Here is a 14,259-nt window from a genome sequence, read left to right as displayed (position 1 = left end):
GCGGCTCGTTCCCGATGCCTGATAAACGATTTGCCGGCCTCAAACGGTGCCGTGATATTTAAAAGAAACGAAACAAGCATGACACGTATAGGATTCTTACTTTCGGCGGTGTTGTCCCTCGCAATCGGGCACGTACGTCCCGCACAAGCCAAAACGATACGCCGCACGGTCGACGTGCTGGTTATCGGCGGCACGACTTCGGGCACTTCGGCGGCCATCGCCGCGGCGCGTCAGGGGGCGGCCACGCTGATCGTCGAACCCACGCCCATGCTCGGGGGGATGTTCTCGGCGCAGGGTGTCCCGGCTGCCGACGGTAACCACCACCTGCCCTCGGGGCTGTGGAACGAATTTCGCGAGGCTTTGCGCGCCCATTACGGCGGGGCCGAAGCGCTTGCCACGGGCTGGGTGAGCAATACGCTCTTCGAACCCCACGTGGCGGACAGCATCTTCAGGGCGATGGCTGCGGCCGAGCCGCGGCTCGAAGTCCTGCACGGGTATGTGCTCGATAAGGTATACAAGCGCGGCAACAGCGTGACGGGCGCCCGTTTCTCGCATGGCGGGGGCGACAGGCTCGAGGTCTCGGCACGCATTACGGTCGATGCCACCGACCTGGGCGATGCGCTGCCCATGAGCGGCACGCCCTACCGCATCGGGATGGACGCCCGTGCCGACACGGGCGAGGCGCTGGCGCCTGCCGAGGCGAACGACATCGTGCAAGACCTGACTTTCGTCGCCATCCTCAAGGATTACGGCAAGGGTGCCGACAAGACCATCCCCCGCCCCGAAGGGTACGACCCTGCGGAGTTCGCTGCGGCCTGCCAGACCGCTGCGGGGCAGCCGATTTCGGCGGAGGCGATGCTCAACTACGGCCGCCTGCCCAATGGCAAATACATGCTCAACTGGCCGGTCAACGGCAACGACGTCTACATGAATATCGTCGAGGTGCCCTATGCCCGGCGTGACGCTGCGCTGCGCCCCGCCCGCGAGAAGACCCTGCGGTTCATCTACTATATCCAGCACGAACTGGGTTTCAGCCACCTGGGGATCGCCGATGACGAGTTCGGCACCGCGGACGGACTGCCATACCTGCCTTACCACCGCGAGGGGCGGCGCCTGGACGGGGTGATCCGCATGACGCTCGATGATGTGACGGATCGTTACGGCCGCCCGTCGGCACTTTACCGTACCGGCATTTCGGTCGGCGACTATCCCGTCGACCACCACCACGATTGCCTCCCGCAGATCGGGAAGATACCCTTCCCGCCCGTGCCGTCGTTTTCGGTGCCGATGGGGGTGATGATCCCTGCCGGGACGGATAACCTGGTGGTTTCGGACAAGGCCATATCGGTTTCGAACCTTATCAACGGTTCGACACGCTTACAGCCGGTAGTCCTGCTCACGGGACAGGCCGCAGGGACATTGGCGGCCATCGCCGCCCGGGAAGGGTGTACGCCCCGCGAAGTTCCGGTGCGCAGGTTGCAGGCCGCCCTGCTGGCGCAGGATGCGTATATCGCGCCGTTGTACGACGTGAAACCCGGCGACCCCGACTTCGCGATGTTGCAGCGCATCGCAGCGACGGGCATCCTGCGTATGACGGGCGAGCCATTCCAGTGGGCGAACCGCACGTGGTTCTATCCCGAGCGCGGGATCTCCGTCGGTGAGTTCAGCCGCGGCCTGCACGACTATGCGCCGCAGGTCGAAGTGTCCGACGACCCCGCGCCGCTTACGGCGGCGTCGGCTGCCGCCATGCTCCGCAAGGCCGGTGCTGCCATCGCTGCCGACGGTACGGAGCCCCTGACGCGGCGCGAAGCGGCGCGGATGACGGACGAAGCGCTGCATCCGTTCGACCGCGACGTCGATTTCGAAGGAAACCTGATAAAATAACGAACCATGAAGAAACTCATCCTCCTGCTGCTGGCCGCTGCCGTCGCGACGACCGCAGCCGCACAGGCGCAGCGCGATACGCTGACCTTCAACAACGACTATTATTTCTCCAAGCGCAATGTCGAGGAACTGGTGCCGGTCACCGGGCAAAACATCGTGATGCTGGGCAACAGCCTGACCGAACGCGGTTTCTGGGCGGAGTATTTCCAGGAGAAACGCGTGCTCAACCGCGGCATCGGCGGCGACTGCATATCGGGCATGATCAACCGCGTGCAGCCGATCGTCGACGGACGACCGAAGGCCATCTTCATCATGGGCGGTGCCAACGACCTGCTTTTCTCGAAGATTTCGAACGAAAAACTCCTGCAGCAATACGAACGCCTGCTGGACATCATCGCCCGGGGAACACCCCGCACGAAGGTCTATATCCAGAGCCTGCTGCCGCTCAACGAGGCGCATAACGAAGCTTTTATGAAAGGCAAGAATGCCCGTTTCGCCGAGTTCAACGCCCTGCTGCGTGCCATGGCCGAACGCCGCGGGCTGACCTTCATCGACATCTGGAGCGGTATGCAACGCAACGGGGAACTGCCCGAAGAGTACACGTTCGACGGCATCCACCTCAAGGCGGCGGGTTATGCCGTGTGGATCGAGAAAATCAGGCCATACGTCAAATAAGCTGCCCGGATGAAACGTCTGTTTTTCGCGCTGGCATTGTGCGCGGCGTCGGGGGCCTGCATGGCCGGCGGCGACATGCGCTTCTATGAAGTCCGTTCGGATAAGATCCGCTTTACCGGCCGCGCCGCCGAAAACGGCGACGGCAGCCTGTCGTTCGACTGGAGCGGCTGTCATTTCACGTTCCGTTTCGACGGCAGCCGCTGCGCGATGCGTGCTGCGGATACCGGGCGTAACTACTACAACGTATTCGTCGACGGGCGCCTGTGCGGTAAGGCGACCGTTGAGGGAGCCTCGTCGTGCGTACCCCTCGCCGAAGGGCTTGCGCCGGGGCCGCACACCGTGACGGTGCAGAAACGCACCGAAGCCGAGCAGGGGCGCACGACGCTCTACGGCATCGAGGCCGACGGTGCTCTGCTCGACCTGCCGCCCGCCCCGTCGCGGCTGATCGAGTTCATCGGCGACTCGCACACGTGCGGCTACGGTACCGAGGGGAAAACCGTCTCGGAGCCTTTCACCCCCGAGACCGAGAACTGCGACCTGGCATGGGGCTGCATCGTGGCGCGCTGTTTCGATGCCGATTACGTGCTCACGGCCCATTCGGGGCAGGGGATCGTCCGTAACTGGGCCGATGAAAAGGAAACCTCCGACCTGACTATGCGCCAGCGCATCCTGCGGACATTCGACATGACCGACTCGCCGCGGTGGGATTTCCGGGGCTACAAGCCCGATATCGTGGTGATAAAACTGGGCACGAACGATTGCAGCACGGGCATTACACCCTCCGAGGCCGCCTTCGGCAAGGCTTTCCGCGAGCTTTACGGCGCCCTGCGCGAACACTACGACTCCGTGCCGATCCTCTATGTCGTCCCCGACGGTGCGGAGGCGTTCTATCCCTATATGCAGTCCGTTATGGCCGGTCTGGAGGATAGCGACCTGCATTGCGTCATGCATTTTACGGGCATCACCAACCAGGACGGCGACCTGGGGGCCGGGTACCACCCCAACCACCGCGGACACCGGAAGTTCGCCGCTGCGGTCATCCCCTACATCTCGACGATCATGGGGTGGGAGATGCCGGTAGAGGTCATTCAATAACTATTGGAACGATGAAAAAACTTTTTTTTACCGCCCTTGCCCTTGCGGGTTTCCTCTGCGCTGCTGCGCAAACCCAGGACTGGGCGAACTTCGGCCGTTTCGAACAGGCCAACGACGAGGTGCGCAATCCGAAGGTCGTCCTCATGGGCAACTCGATCACCGAACTGTGGATCAAGACGCATCCCGACTTTTTTACGGCACACGGTTATGTGAGCCGCGGCATCAGCGGGCAGACCACCTCGCAGATGCTCGTGCGCTTCCGGGCCGACGTGCTGGACTTGCACCCGCAGGTGGTCGTCATCTGCGGCGGGACGAACGACATAGCCCGGAATACCGGTTATATATCGCTCCCGCATATCCTGGGCAACCTCGTGTCGATGGTCGAGCTGGCGCGTGCCAACGGCATCGCCCCCGTGCTGTGTTCGTTGTTGCCCGCGCGTGAATTCGGCTGGCGCAAGGAGCTTGAACCCGCGCCCCGGATCATCGAGCTGAACGCCATGATCCGCGAGTATGCCCGCAGGGAGAATATCCCCTTTGTGGATTACCACGCGGCGATGTCCGAACCGGACGGAGGCATGGTAGCGGCCTATACCTACGACGAAGTCCATCCCACGGCCGCGGGGTACGACGTGATGGAGCAGATCCTGCCGCCCGTCGTCGACGCGGTGCTGAAGAATCCGAAACGGTATCGACGGCGTTAATAGCAGGCAGGGGCAGAATTATAAGAGGGCCGGGGAATGCTTATTTCCCCGGCCCTCTTATTCTTGCAGGCAGATCGCAGCGGCCTTCCGTTATTTTGCCCCCGTGACCTTATTCCCGGAGCAGCAATACACAGCTGCCCGGTGCGCCGGCCTTTATCTTCAGTTTATTCCGTCCGGCGGCCGAAATGCGGATGCCGCCGTTCTGTTCGGCCGTTCCGAAATGCCGCAGGTCGAGGTATCCGGGCAGTGCCAGCGTCCTCTTGCAAGCCCGCTTGCAGTCGATGAACACGGCCGTATGTCCCCCGGCGCTGCCTTCGTAGCACAACAGGTCGGCATCGTCGGCGACGGGCGTCTCGAACCAGGTGTAGACACCCCGCCAGCAGGTCTTGTCGCCGTTCTTGATCCGTTTGTTCCCGATGAGCTTGTGGTAGCTCTTGCCGTAGGGCGCATAGATGAAGATGTCGTCCTGCCCGTCCAGCAGCGCGTGGTCTCCCAGCCCGTCGGGCAGCAGCCAGGTCGATTGGTACCCCTGTCTGTTCTTTTCGACGTAGCGCCGGAAAAGGGGGTGCTCCTGTTTGGTGAACGTCGATGCCTTCGCCACTTCCGTCCAGTCCGTGTAGGCCCCGCCCGGGGTGAGTACGTGCGTCTCGCCTTCGAACATCGACTGCATCCCGTAATAGATGGCGATGGTTACGGGCGCGGCGTTGCAGAACCGGTGTGAGGCCGCGACCTCGATGTTGTTGCGGCGGACAGTGTATGTCACCGATTCCCGGCACAGGGTGTCGCGCAGTTCGTCGCCGCCCGCGGCGTTCCGGTAGGGGCGTGTCGGGTCGAGGATTACGTTTTCGGCCTCGACCGTCACCCGATTTGCCCATAGCGTCGTGTCGCCCTCGATGCGGTTGCCGTCGGCCAGCAGGGTGTAACCCTCGCTGCGTGCCGTGCGCGCCGTGCGTTCCCTGTATTTGTGGTTGCCCCCGCACCACCCGCATCCGGGGATGGCGAAAGGCCCGATGTTGTCGCTGTACGTCGAGTTGAGCAGGACGGCGGGTTCGGCCTCGGGCTGCGTGGAGGGAAGCGCTGCCCTGTTGCGCGTGATGCCTACGCGGTAGAACGTGTAGAGCTCGTTGAACATGCACCGCCTGAACCAATAGGTGATATCCGTCCGCCCGTCCAGCTTGGCCGAAATATAGAGGTCGCCGCCCTGGCGTTTGACATACATCGCTTCGGAATAGGGGCGGTTGCATCCTTTTTCCTTGCTGCGCTTGGGGGCATCCTTGCCGGTACAGAGCGCCGTTGCGGGCGCCATGCTGCCCAGCAACAGCAGGCAGGTCATGATTCTCAAATGTTTCATCGTTGCGTTTTTATAGGGAAGCGATGCATCCGGGCGCGTCCCGGATGCATCGCCTGTATACCGGGGTATCCGATGCCCGGCCCGCTTACTTGCGGGTGAGCTTCAGGAAGAGGTCGGGACGGTCTGTGGTGATGAAGTCGACCCGGTTTTCGATGGCCCACATCATGTCGGCCGGGTTGTTTACCGTCCAGACGTTCGAGGCCATCTTCAACGCCTTGATGTCGTTGAGCCACGTCGGGTTGTTCAGGTATACGCCGTAGTTGAAATCGCAGCCCGTCAGCCCCATCGCCTTCAGGTCTTTGGGCAACGTGCCGCCTCCCAGGTACATCAGCTGCGTCTTTGCGGGGGCCAGCCGTGCCAGCTCTTTCATTATGTGGAGTGAGAACGAGATGTAGGTCACGCGTTTCGAAAGCCCGTACCGGCCGACCATCTTCACCACGGCCTCGGCCGCTGCGGTTTCCGCCTCGGGTGTGGCGTGGGGCTTGAGTTCCAGAACGAGGTGTACCTTCGTATCCTTGGCGGCCTCGAGGTATTGCGCCAGCGTGGGCATCGGCTCCCCGTTTTCGAGCTTGAGCGTCGTCAGCACGGTCGAAGGGGTGCTCTGTACCTCGTATCCGTCGTGCCAGCCGTCGTGGTTGAGCACCGGAACGCCGTCCGAGGCCATCCATACGTCGAATTCCACGCCGTACACGCCCAGCTGGTCGGCCTTGAGGAGCGAGGCGATCGAATTCTGTGCCGAGCCGTCGGTGTGCCAGAAGCCCCGGTGTGCGACCACGCGGGTCTTGTTCTTCATCGGGATGCCGTATTTCAGGTAGCGGCGTGCCTGGATGATCCGGGCCAGGCGATCCATCAGGGCCTTGTCTTTCGGGTTGTCCGACTCGTCGAGGGTCAGTACGCCGCGGTTCCCGCAGTAGTAGGCGACGGCCGAAGAGTTGAAGACGTCGTTCTTTTCGAAATGGTCGATGTAAGCCACCATTCGGTCGTATGACGAATTGGGGATCGCCGCCGTGGCCTTCTCGTCGAATTCGAACTCCATGGCCATCCCGTGGCGGCGGGCCGTGGCACAGGCCTCGTCGAGGCGGCTGTCGGGGATCGAGTGGTTGAAGAAGTGGTTGGGCTGCTGGTAAGCCACGTCGAAGCTCAGGCGTTTCCACTCCTCATGGCCTTTGGCCTGCCAGTAGGGAATCCAGTAGAAAAGCTTGCCTTCGGAGTGGATGTATTCGCTCAGCGGAATGGTGAGCTCCGCGCAGTGGTGGGTGTCCTCGGCGACCCAGTAGAAGCCCGAGAGTTCCAGGTGCTTGTATTTGGCGGCCTTGAAACGTTCGACCAGCTCCCCGATGTACCATTTGGTCGCGGCGATCTGATCCTCCTCTTTCGAGAAATCCATCTCCCGGCCGTCGAGCTTGCCCCAGTCCTTCTGGCCGCGGATCGCTTCGGGAAGCCCCAGTACGATTTGATGCCTGAAGGCGGGCTTTCCGAGCTCTTTTATCTCCTGTCCGATGCAACGGTCGAGCGCCGAAAGCGACTTGCCCTGCTCGAAAATCCGATCCAGCAGCCACTCCCATTCTGTCCTGCGGGCGTTGAGTTTCTCGTAGCCCACGGTGTAGTTGCGTCCCGAGCCGTCCTTGAACTCGAGGAACAGGAAGCCGTCGAAGAGCCAGTCTTTCGAGCCGTCGGCAAACCGGTGTACGACATAGGGACGGAATTCATCGACCGTCCAGTCCAGCCGGTGGCTGCCGCCCTGGTAGATCAGAGCCAAATCCTGAATTCCGGTCGTCCGGTAGCCCTGCTCGGCGGCGGGTTTGCCGGACGCGGCGGGCTGTTGCCGCAGCGGGTTGCCGATCACGAACCGGCAGAATTCATGGAACAGTTCTTTGTCCTTTGCGGCCGTCGATGCCCACAGATCGTAAAAACGGTTGGTGCCGTGGTAATAGCTCAGCGGCTTGCTTCCGTATACGCCGTGTTTTTTCGCTCCTTCCATATACTCGCGGAATCTTTTTTTGTAAACCTCGGAGTTCTGCTCCCCCTCGAGGATGTTCTCGTCGAATTCGAATTCCATCGCCAGGTCGTGCGCCTTGATGTCGGAGAAATAGCGTGACAGCGGCCTTGCGCCCTTGTCGTCCCAATAGTGGTTGGGCTGCATATAGGCGTAGTCGATGCCCATCTCCTTCCATTTGGTGTAGCCTGCGGCACGGTTGTAGGGTATCCAGCAGAAACTCTGGTTGATCGAATGCAGGTATTCCGCAACCTGGGGGATGACCTCTTCCGACTTTTTCAGTTCGTGGCAGTAGCCGTCGCCCGGCGTTACGATCTCCTCGGAGATGGGGTAGAACCCCGCCAGTTCGACATACTGGTAATTCCCCTCGTCGAAGCGCCTGCGCACCTGGTCGATATACCATTTGCAGGCCGCAACGCGGTCGGCACCCTTGGCGAAATCCATCCGCCGCCCGTCGAGCGAACCCCAGTAGGTTGTCGACTCCTTCGTGTCGTCGTATTTCCGGTAGATGATCGGGTCGGGCATTACCATGACGACCTTGCGCTTGGCCGGGGGCGTGCCCAGCCGCTGTGAAGCCTCCTTTACGGCCGCTTCGAGGGCGTTCACGCCGTTGTCACCGTCGAACCAGTAGTCGATCAGCTCCTTCCACTGCTGCTTGCCGGCCGAAATGCCCTGGCCCCGCAGCACGCCTACCATGTAGGCGTATTTACCGCCGTCGGGGCGGCTGCTGTCCTGGAATTCGAGGCAGAGGAACCCGTCGAAGAGCCAGTGCTCCCTGCCGCTCTCGTCCACATAGGTCACGAACGGGGTGAAACGCTCCTTGTCCCAGCGGTACGGGGTGCGGTGGTGGCTGCCACCGTAGCACAATACCAGGTCGGTATAGGACGGTATCGCGTCGCGTTCCTGTTCCCAGGCATACATTTTCGGTTCGGAATCGCGGGTTGCCGGGGCCGCGTCGCCCGTGGGGCCGTTCGCCGCTGTGGCGGGCGTATGGTTTGCGGCCAATGCCGCTAAGAGGGTGCAAAATGCGAAGGTCTTGAGTTTTTTCATCTGTTTACGGGTCGTTAATCGTTATTTGCGCATCGGGTTGTCGAGTACGAAACGGCAGAATTCGTGGTAGAACTCCCTGTCTTTGGCTGCCGTCGATTTCGACAGGTCGTATAAGGCGTTGGTGCCGTGGTAGTAGCTCAGCGGCTTTGTGCCGTAGACATTGTTCAGCCTGGCTCCGGACATGTATTCGCGGAAACGCTTCTTGTAGGTGTCGCAGTCGGCATTGCCCTCGAGGAGCGCCTCGTCGAATTCGAATTCCATGCCCAGGCCGTTGGCCTTGACGTCGGAGAAGAACTGCGACAGCGGTTTCTGTCCCTCCCAGAAATAGTTGGGCTGCATATAGGCGTAGTCTACGCCCAGCTGCTTCCATTTCTTATACCCTGCGGCGCGGTTGTACGGGATCCAGTTCAGGGATTGGTTGATCGCATGCAGGTATTCCGCGAGCGGAGGGATGATCTCGTCCGATTTCTTCAGTTCGTGGTTCCAGCCGTCGCCCGGCGTGACGAGTTCCTCGGAGATGATGTAGAACCCCGCCAGGTCGATATACTGGTAGTTACTCAGGTCGAAACGCCTGCGTACCTCGTCGACATACCACTTGTAGGCCGCGATGCGGTCTTCGGCCGTCGAAAAGTCCATTTTGCGGCCGTTCAGCTCGCCCCAGTAAACCGTGGAGCCGGGGTCGCCCTTGCCGTTGCCCTTGCCGTCGTAAACCTTGTAGATGATCGGGTCGGGAAGTACCATGATGACCTTGCGTTTGGACGGGGGTGCGCCCAGGCGTGCCGAAGCGTCCTTCACGGCTCCTTCGAGGGCATCCATGCCGCTGCCGCCGGCGAACCAATAGTCGATCAGCTCTTTCCATTGCGTCTTTCCGGCCGAGAACCCGTAGTCCTTCATCAGCCCAACCATGTAGGCGTAATAACCGCCGTCGGGACGGCTGCTGTCCTGGAATTCGATGAACAGGAAGCTGTCGAACAGCCAATGTTCCTTGCCCTGTTCGTCCACGTAGCTCACGCTCGGGGCGAAACGCTCCTTGTCCCAGCGGTACGGGGTGCGGTGGTGGCTGCCGCCATAGCACAGCACCATGTCCGTATAGGAGAGTATCCCGTTGCGGCTTTGTTCCCACGGGTACATCTGCGGGCCGGGGGCGTCGGTGGTGAACCGGACATACTGCATCTGGCTGTATTCGCCCGAGTCGTTGCAGGCCACGGCGAAGACCGTGTAGGTCGTCTGCGCCGCCAGGCCGTCGATCTCGACCGTCGTCCCGGTGTATTGCGTGCCGTTCTGGGCGACGCTCTGCGCCGTTTCGGACGTAATGACCCCTGTGGCCTTGTATATGATTTTGACGGACGTGGCGTTCGTGCGCTTCATGTTCAGCGTCACCGAGTTGGCGCCCGACGATGCGATCGTCATGCTCAGGGCCGGTTTCGGGCCCCCGGAGGGCTCGTCGTCCCCGTCTCCGCAGCCGATGAACGACAGGCAGCAGAGAAGCGTGAAAATGATTCGGTAGTTCGTCATGGGATGTCAGTTTTTTTTTATTTGTTTCCCTTTCCGGAGTGTTGCGTCCGTACCGGGTTGTTTACGACGAAACTGCAGAATTCGTGGAAGAACTCCCTGTCCGTTTCGTCCGTGGAGACCGAGAGGTCGTAGAGGGCATTACTCCCCTGGTAATAGGCCAGCGGGCGGGTGCCGTAGATGCCGTGTTTCTTTGCGTATTCCATGTATTTGCGCATCCGTGCCCGGTATATGTCGCTGTGCGGATCCGCGCTGAGGATCGAAGCCTCGAATTCGAACTCGATGCTCGTCCCGGCACGGTTGATCTTCATGCAGGCGGAATCCAGGTCGTTTTCCGGCTTCCAGTAGTGGTTGGGCTGCATGTAGACCTGGTCGAAGCCGAATTTGCGCCAGTCGTCATGGCCGCGGGCGTCGTAGAACGGAATCCAGCTGAACGTGTAGTTGAGCCGGTGGAGGTAGTCGGCGATCTCGGGGAGCAGGATGTCCGAACGGGTCAGGTGGTAGCTGTACTCCGTGTCGTGCGGCTGGGCGGCGATCTCGCGGATCCAGTAGAACCCGGCCAGGTCGATGTATTTGTAATCGCCCTGGGCGAACCGTGCCCGCACCTGGTCGATGTACCACCTGCAGGCCGCTACGCGGTCTTCGTTGCTGTTGAAATCCAACCGGCGCCCGCCGAGTTCTCCCCAGTAGGTGGTCGTGGTGGTCGTGTCGATGTAGTGTCGGTGGATGATCGGATCGGGGAGCATCATGATCACGCGGCGTTTGCAGGGCGCTTTGCCCAACCGTGCGGTGGCCTCCTTGCCGGCCTGTTCCAGGGCGTCGACACAGTTGCCCTTTGTGAAATAGTAGTCGATCAGCTCCTGCCACTGCTCCTTGCCGGCCGATACGCCCGTGTCGCGCAGCACGCCCGTCATAAACGAGTAGGCGCCGCTGTCGGGGCGGTCGACATCCTGCGATTCCAGGAAGATGAAGCCGTCGAATAGCCATTGTTCCTTCCCGTCGGGGTCGACGTAGGTGACATAGGGGGCGAAGCGCCCCTTGTCCCACAGGAAGGGGTTGCGGTGATGGCTGGCACCGTAGCATAATACGGCATCGGTCGTGGTCGCCGGACTCTTGTGTTTCTTCTCCCACGGGTACAGCTTGTCCTTCGGGCCTGCGGTGCCGGTCGGGAGCGTGAAAACCAAGGCTGTTACCACTGCAATTGCTACTGTAAAAAGTCTGCGAGTCATGTCTTGTCGTTTTTATCCGACCCCGGAGCAGTCTCTTCCGTCCGGGGTCAATATATCCGTTTATGGGTTATTTCCTGTCCGTTGTCGGTCGTTGTGCCCGTAACGGATTGTTTATGATGAACTGGCAAAGTTCGTCGAACAACTCCCGGTCGGCCTCGTCGTCCGAAGCGTGGAGGTCGTAGAACCCGTTGGTGCCGTGGTAATATGCGAACGGCCGTTTGCCGTAGATGTTGCGTCGTTTGGCGTAGTCGATGTAGTCGCGCAGCCGCTTGCGGAATGTTCCGCTGCCTTCGCGTGCGTTGAGCAGCGTGGGTTCGAACTCTATTTCCATGCCGATGCCCAGGCTGTCGATCTGTCTGCAAACCTCATCCATGTCGTTCTGCGGCTTCCAGTAATAGTTGGGTTGCAGGTAGACCTGGTCGAACCCGAACTGCTGCCATACGTCGTACCCGCGCGAGCCGTAGTAGGGTATCCAGCTGAACGTATAATCCAGCTTGTGGAGGTAGTCGGCGATATGCGGGAGCATGATGTCCGAGCGGGTCAGGTGGTAGCTGTACTGCGTGTCCACCGGCCGGGTGACGATCTCGCGCAGCCAGTAGAATCCCGCCAGCTCGACGTGTTCGTAGTTGCCCCGGGCGAACCGCTCCCGTACCCGGTCGATATACCATTTGCAGGCGGCTATGCGGTCTTCGTTCCTGCTGAAATCCAACTGCCGCCCGTCCAATGCTCCCCAATAGGTCGTACTCGACGTCGTGTCGATATAGTGCCGGTGAATCACCGGGTCGGGGAGTACCATGATGACCTTGCGCTTCTGCGGGGCTTTGCCCAACCGCGCGGCGGCCTCCTTCACGGCCTCTTCGAGGGCCTCGACCCCGTTGCCGTCCGTGAAATAATAGTCGATCAGCTCCTGCCATTGCGCTTTGCCGGCCGATTCGCCCGTGTCACGCAGATGCCCCGTCTCGAAGGCGTAGAGTTCTGCGTCGGGGCGGTTCGTGTCCTGGAATTCCAGGAAGATGAACCCGTCGAAGAGCCAGTGCTCTGTGCCCTCTTTATCGACATAGGTGACATAGGGTGCCAGCCGCTCCTTATCCCACAGGAAAGGGGTTCGGTGGTGGCTGCCGCCGTAACATAACACGGCATCCGTGGGGGTTTGCAGGTCTCTGCGGTGCTGCCCCTGCGGGTACATAGTCCGGGAACAACCGCCCGCGAGAAGCAGGCATCCTGCGGCCGCTGCGAACGGAACGATATTTTTCAGGAATTTGAGCATCGTAGTCGGTAAGTCGTAATTCGTAAAATTAAAATTAATCCCGTTGTGAAAGAGAATGAACTCACAACGGGATTAATTATTCAACATCTGTCGTTAGAATCCCAGACCCTGTACGTCAGCCAGTTTACCGCGGCCATACAGATAGTCTCCGGTTTGGGCGTATTCGGGTTTGACAATCACGAATTTCAGGTAACGGCCTGCGATCGTTTTCTGGACTGCATAGTCATAGGGCGTCGGCACACCTGTCCAGTTGAAATCACGCTTACCGCTGGCTACCAGATTCCACTGGGTGCTTGCACCGCTATACTCTTCGGCCGTGTAGATCTCATAATCCCGGTAGTTACCCTGGTGGGTCGAGTAATCGCTGATCCGGAACTTCGTGAACACCTGCCGCTGTCCCATATCCACGACGAACGTTATCGGGAATTCGATTTGAGTGGCGAACCAGGATATCCATTCGTGGCCGGCGGTAATTTCCCCATCGAACAGTTTGTCGGCTGTATACTGCATGATCCATGCGGCCCCGCCGTTGTTCGGGTCTTTTGCATAGCAGTTATCCTCGCCTTCGAGTAATTTCCACGGGCCCTTCAGTTCCTTGTCCATCGAGAAGGGGACATACATGACCTCGGTGGTGACGGTGATACCGTCCAGCGACGCGGAGGTGATGCGCACCGGCACGAGCAGGTCGCCCACGATATCGAGGTTGCTGCCCGTGAACAGCTTGTCGGAGTTGATCTTGCCCGAGAACTTGGCCGTCGTCTCGCCTGCTGCGATCTGCGAGCTGGCGGCGTCGAGCCTGGCGAATCCTTCGGGCGCGGCCAGGTAGTTCGTCCCGTTGGCCTGGTTGTAGGCCTCCACGAGGCTGTTGTCGATCGCGTAGTTCACCGTCAGATCCATTGTCGTGATGGCATTGTCGAGCACGATGTTGCCGTCGAAGGTAATCTCCTCGTGCGTAGCGGTGGGGTGGAACGGTGTTGCCAGTTCCTTCTCCATGCCGATCGAAGCGCGCTTGGGGTTGATGATCTTCACATTGCGGTTCGCGTCGACGGCCAGCGCGTCGTTGACCGTGGTGAGCTCAAGCGGAATGGCATACTCCGTACCCTCGCCGAGGGCGAAGATGGCTGCGTCATCCCACGTAACCTCAACGAATTTACGGGTGTCGCCATCCGAGAACCCGATCGTCGAAGAGGAGAGTTTGTAACAATTCGCCGGCAGCACCGCGTAGTTGGTGCCGTTGGCCGCGTTGTACTCGGCCAGGGCAGTTTCCGAGACGCTGAGGAGCGCTTTGGCGCTTTGCTGCCCCTTGCCGTTTTTCAGTATGGCGAATTCGTATTTCCCATTATAAACCGATACGCCTGCATATTGTTCCTCATTGACGAATGAGAGCGTATCGTCTACCATGAAGTTGTTGCGATTGTCCTCGCAGCCGGCCAGAGCGGCCGAAGCAAACAGTCCTGCAATCAACAGTTTCCACATATTTATTTTCATAGGTTCGAGCA

The 14,259-nt window shown here is 60.3% G+C and carries 10 protein-coding genes; 4 read left to right on the top strand and 6 right to left on the bottom strand.

Annotation, left to right across the window (positions count from 1 at the left end):
• Positions 1 to 78 precede the first annotated feature (78 nt).
• Genes DW189_RS09075 through DW189_RS09060 form a run of 4 tightly spaced genes read left to right on the top strand, consistent with a single transcriptional unit; the run spans position 79 to position 4,355 of the window.
• On the top strand, positions 79 to 1,884 hold the full coding sequence (locus tag DW189_RS09075) for an FAD-dependent oxidoreductase (protein ID WP_117507681.1): 1,806 nt from the start codon (positions 79 to 81) through the stop codon (positions 1,882 to 1,884).
• 6 nt (positions 1,885 to 1,890) lie between these two features.
• Complete coding sequence (locus DW189_RS09070) at positions 1,891 to 2,559, top strand: GDSL-type esterase/lipase family protein (RefSeq protein WP_117507679.1); 669 nt, start codon at positions 1,891 to 1,893, stop codon at positions 2,557 to 2,559.
• A 9-nt stretch (positions 2,560 to 2,568) separates the two neighbouring features.
• Positions 2,569 to 3,654 carry an SGNH/GDSL hydrolase family protein gene (locus tag DW189_RS09065; RefSeq protein WP_117507677.1) on the top strand — a complete coding sequence of 362 codons (1,086 nt, stop codon included), beginning with the start codon at positions 2,569 to 2,571 and terminating at the stop codon, positions 3,652 to 3,654.
• Between the two features lie 11 nt (positions 3,655 to 3,665).
• On the top strand, positions 3,666 to 4,355 hold the full coding sequence (locus DW189_RS09060; RefSeq protein WP_117507675.1) for a GDSL-type esterase/lipase family protein: 690 nt from the start codon (positions 3,666 to 3,668) through the stop codon (positions 4,353 to 4,355).
• Positions 4,356 to 4,464: 109 nt separating this feature from the next.
• Here the strand turns inward: DW189_RS09060 and DW189_RS09055 are convergent, their stop codons facing one another.
• From DW189_RS09055 to DW189_RS09030, 6 genes are all read right to left on the bottom strand, one after another.
• The gene (locus DW189_RS09055) at positions 4,465 to 5,706 is read right to left on the bottom strand and encodes a hypothetical protein (RefSeq protein ID WP_232045429.1); all 1,242 of its coding nucleotides are present in this window, start codon (positions 5,704 to 5,706) and stop codon (positions 4,465 to 4,467) included.
• Positions 5,707 to 5,791: 85 nt separating this feature from the next.
• Complete coding sequence (locus DW189_RS14620) at positions 5,792 to 8,752, bottom strand: DUF4855 domain-containing protein (RefSeq protein ID WP_232045431.1); 2,961 nt, start codon at positions 8,750 to 8,752, stop codon at positions 5,792 to 5,794.
• 21 nt (positions 8,753 to 8,773) lie between these two features.
• The gene (locus tag DW189_RS09045) at positions 8,774 to 10,267 is read right to left on the bottom strand and encodes a DUF4855 domain-containing protein (protein WP_117507671.1); all 1,494 of its coding nucleotides are present in this window, start codon (positions 10,265 to 10,267) and stop codon (positions 8,774 to 8,776) included.
• A 17-nt stretch (positions 10,268 to 10,284) separates the two neighbouring features.
• A complete protein-coding gene (locus tag DW189_RS09040) occupies positions 10,285 to 11,493 on the bottom strand; it encodes a DUF4855 domain-containing protein (RefSeq protein ID WP_232045433.1) in 1,209 nt (402 codons plus the stop codon).
• A 67-nt stretch (positions 11,494 to 11,560) separates the two neighbouring features.
• Positions 11,561 to 12,760: a DUF4855 domain-containing protein gene (locus DW189_RS09035; RefSeq protein WP_117507666.1), complete on the bottom strand. Its 1,200-nt coding sequence runs from the start codon at positions 12,758 to 12,760 to the stop codon at positions 11,561 to 11,563.
• Between the two features lie 93 nt (positions 12,761 to 12,853).
• A complete protein-coding gene (locus DW189_RS09030; RefSeq protein ID WP_022333908.1) occupies positions 12,854 to 14,248 on the bottom strand; it encodes a DUF1735 domain-containing protein in 1,395 nt (464 codons plus the stop codon).
• Positions 14,249 to 14,259: the final 11 nt, after the last annotated feature.

The sequence above is a fragment of the Alistipes sp. AM16-43 genome (assembly GCF_003435745.1).
In the GTDB taxonomy this organism is placed as follows: Bacteria; Bacteroidota; Bacteroidia; order Bacteroidales; family Rikenellaceae; genus Alistipes; species Alistipes onderdonkii.
This window is presented reverse-complemented; position numbering and strand designations above follow the sequence as displayed.

Bases quoted from the DNA above. Each gene is read 5' to 3' on its own strand.
- DW189_RS09030 (WP_022333908.1), bottom strand. From the start codon at position 14,248: ATGAAAATAAATATGTGGAAACTGTTGATTGCAGGACTGTTTGCTTCG.
- DW189_RS14620 (WP_232045431.1), bottom strand. From the start codon at position 8,752: ATGAAAAAACTCAAGACCTTCGCATTTTGCACCCTCTTAGCGGCATTG.
- DW189_RS09065 (WP_117507677.1), top strand. From the start codon at position 2,569: ATGAAACGTCTGTTTTTCGCGCTGGCATTGTGCGCGGCGTCGGGGGCC.
- DW189_RS09055 (WP_232045429.1), bottom strand. From the start codon at position 5,706: ATGAAACATTTGAGAATCATGACCTGCCTGCTGTTGCTGGGCAGCATG.
- DW189_RS09040 (WP_232045433.1), bottom strand. From the start codon at position 11,493: ATGACTCGCAGACTTTTTACAGTAGCAATTGCAGTGGTAACAGCCTTG.
- DW189_RS09075 (WP_117507681.1), top strand. From the start codon at position 79: ATGACACGTATAGGATTCTTACTTTCGGCGGTGTTGTCCCTCGCAATC.
- DW189_RS09070 (WP_117507679.1), top strand. From the start codon at position 1,891: ATGAAGAAACTCATCCTCCTGCTGCTGGCCGCTGCCGTCGCGACGACC.
- DW189_RS09035 (WP_117507666.1), bottom strand. From the start codon at position 12,760: ATGCTCAAATTCCTGAAAAATATCGTTCCGTTCGCAGCGGCCGCAGGA.
- DW189_RS09060 (WP_117507675.1), top strand. From the start codon at position 3,666: ATGAAAAAACTTTTTTTTACCGCCCTTGCCCTTGCGGGTTTCCTCTGC.
- DW189_RS09045 (WP_117507671.1), bottom strand. From the start codon at position 10,267: ATGACGAACTACCGAATCATTTTCACGCTTCTCTGCTGCCTGTCGTTC.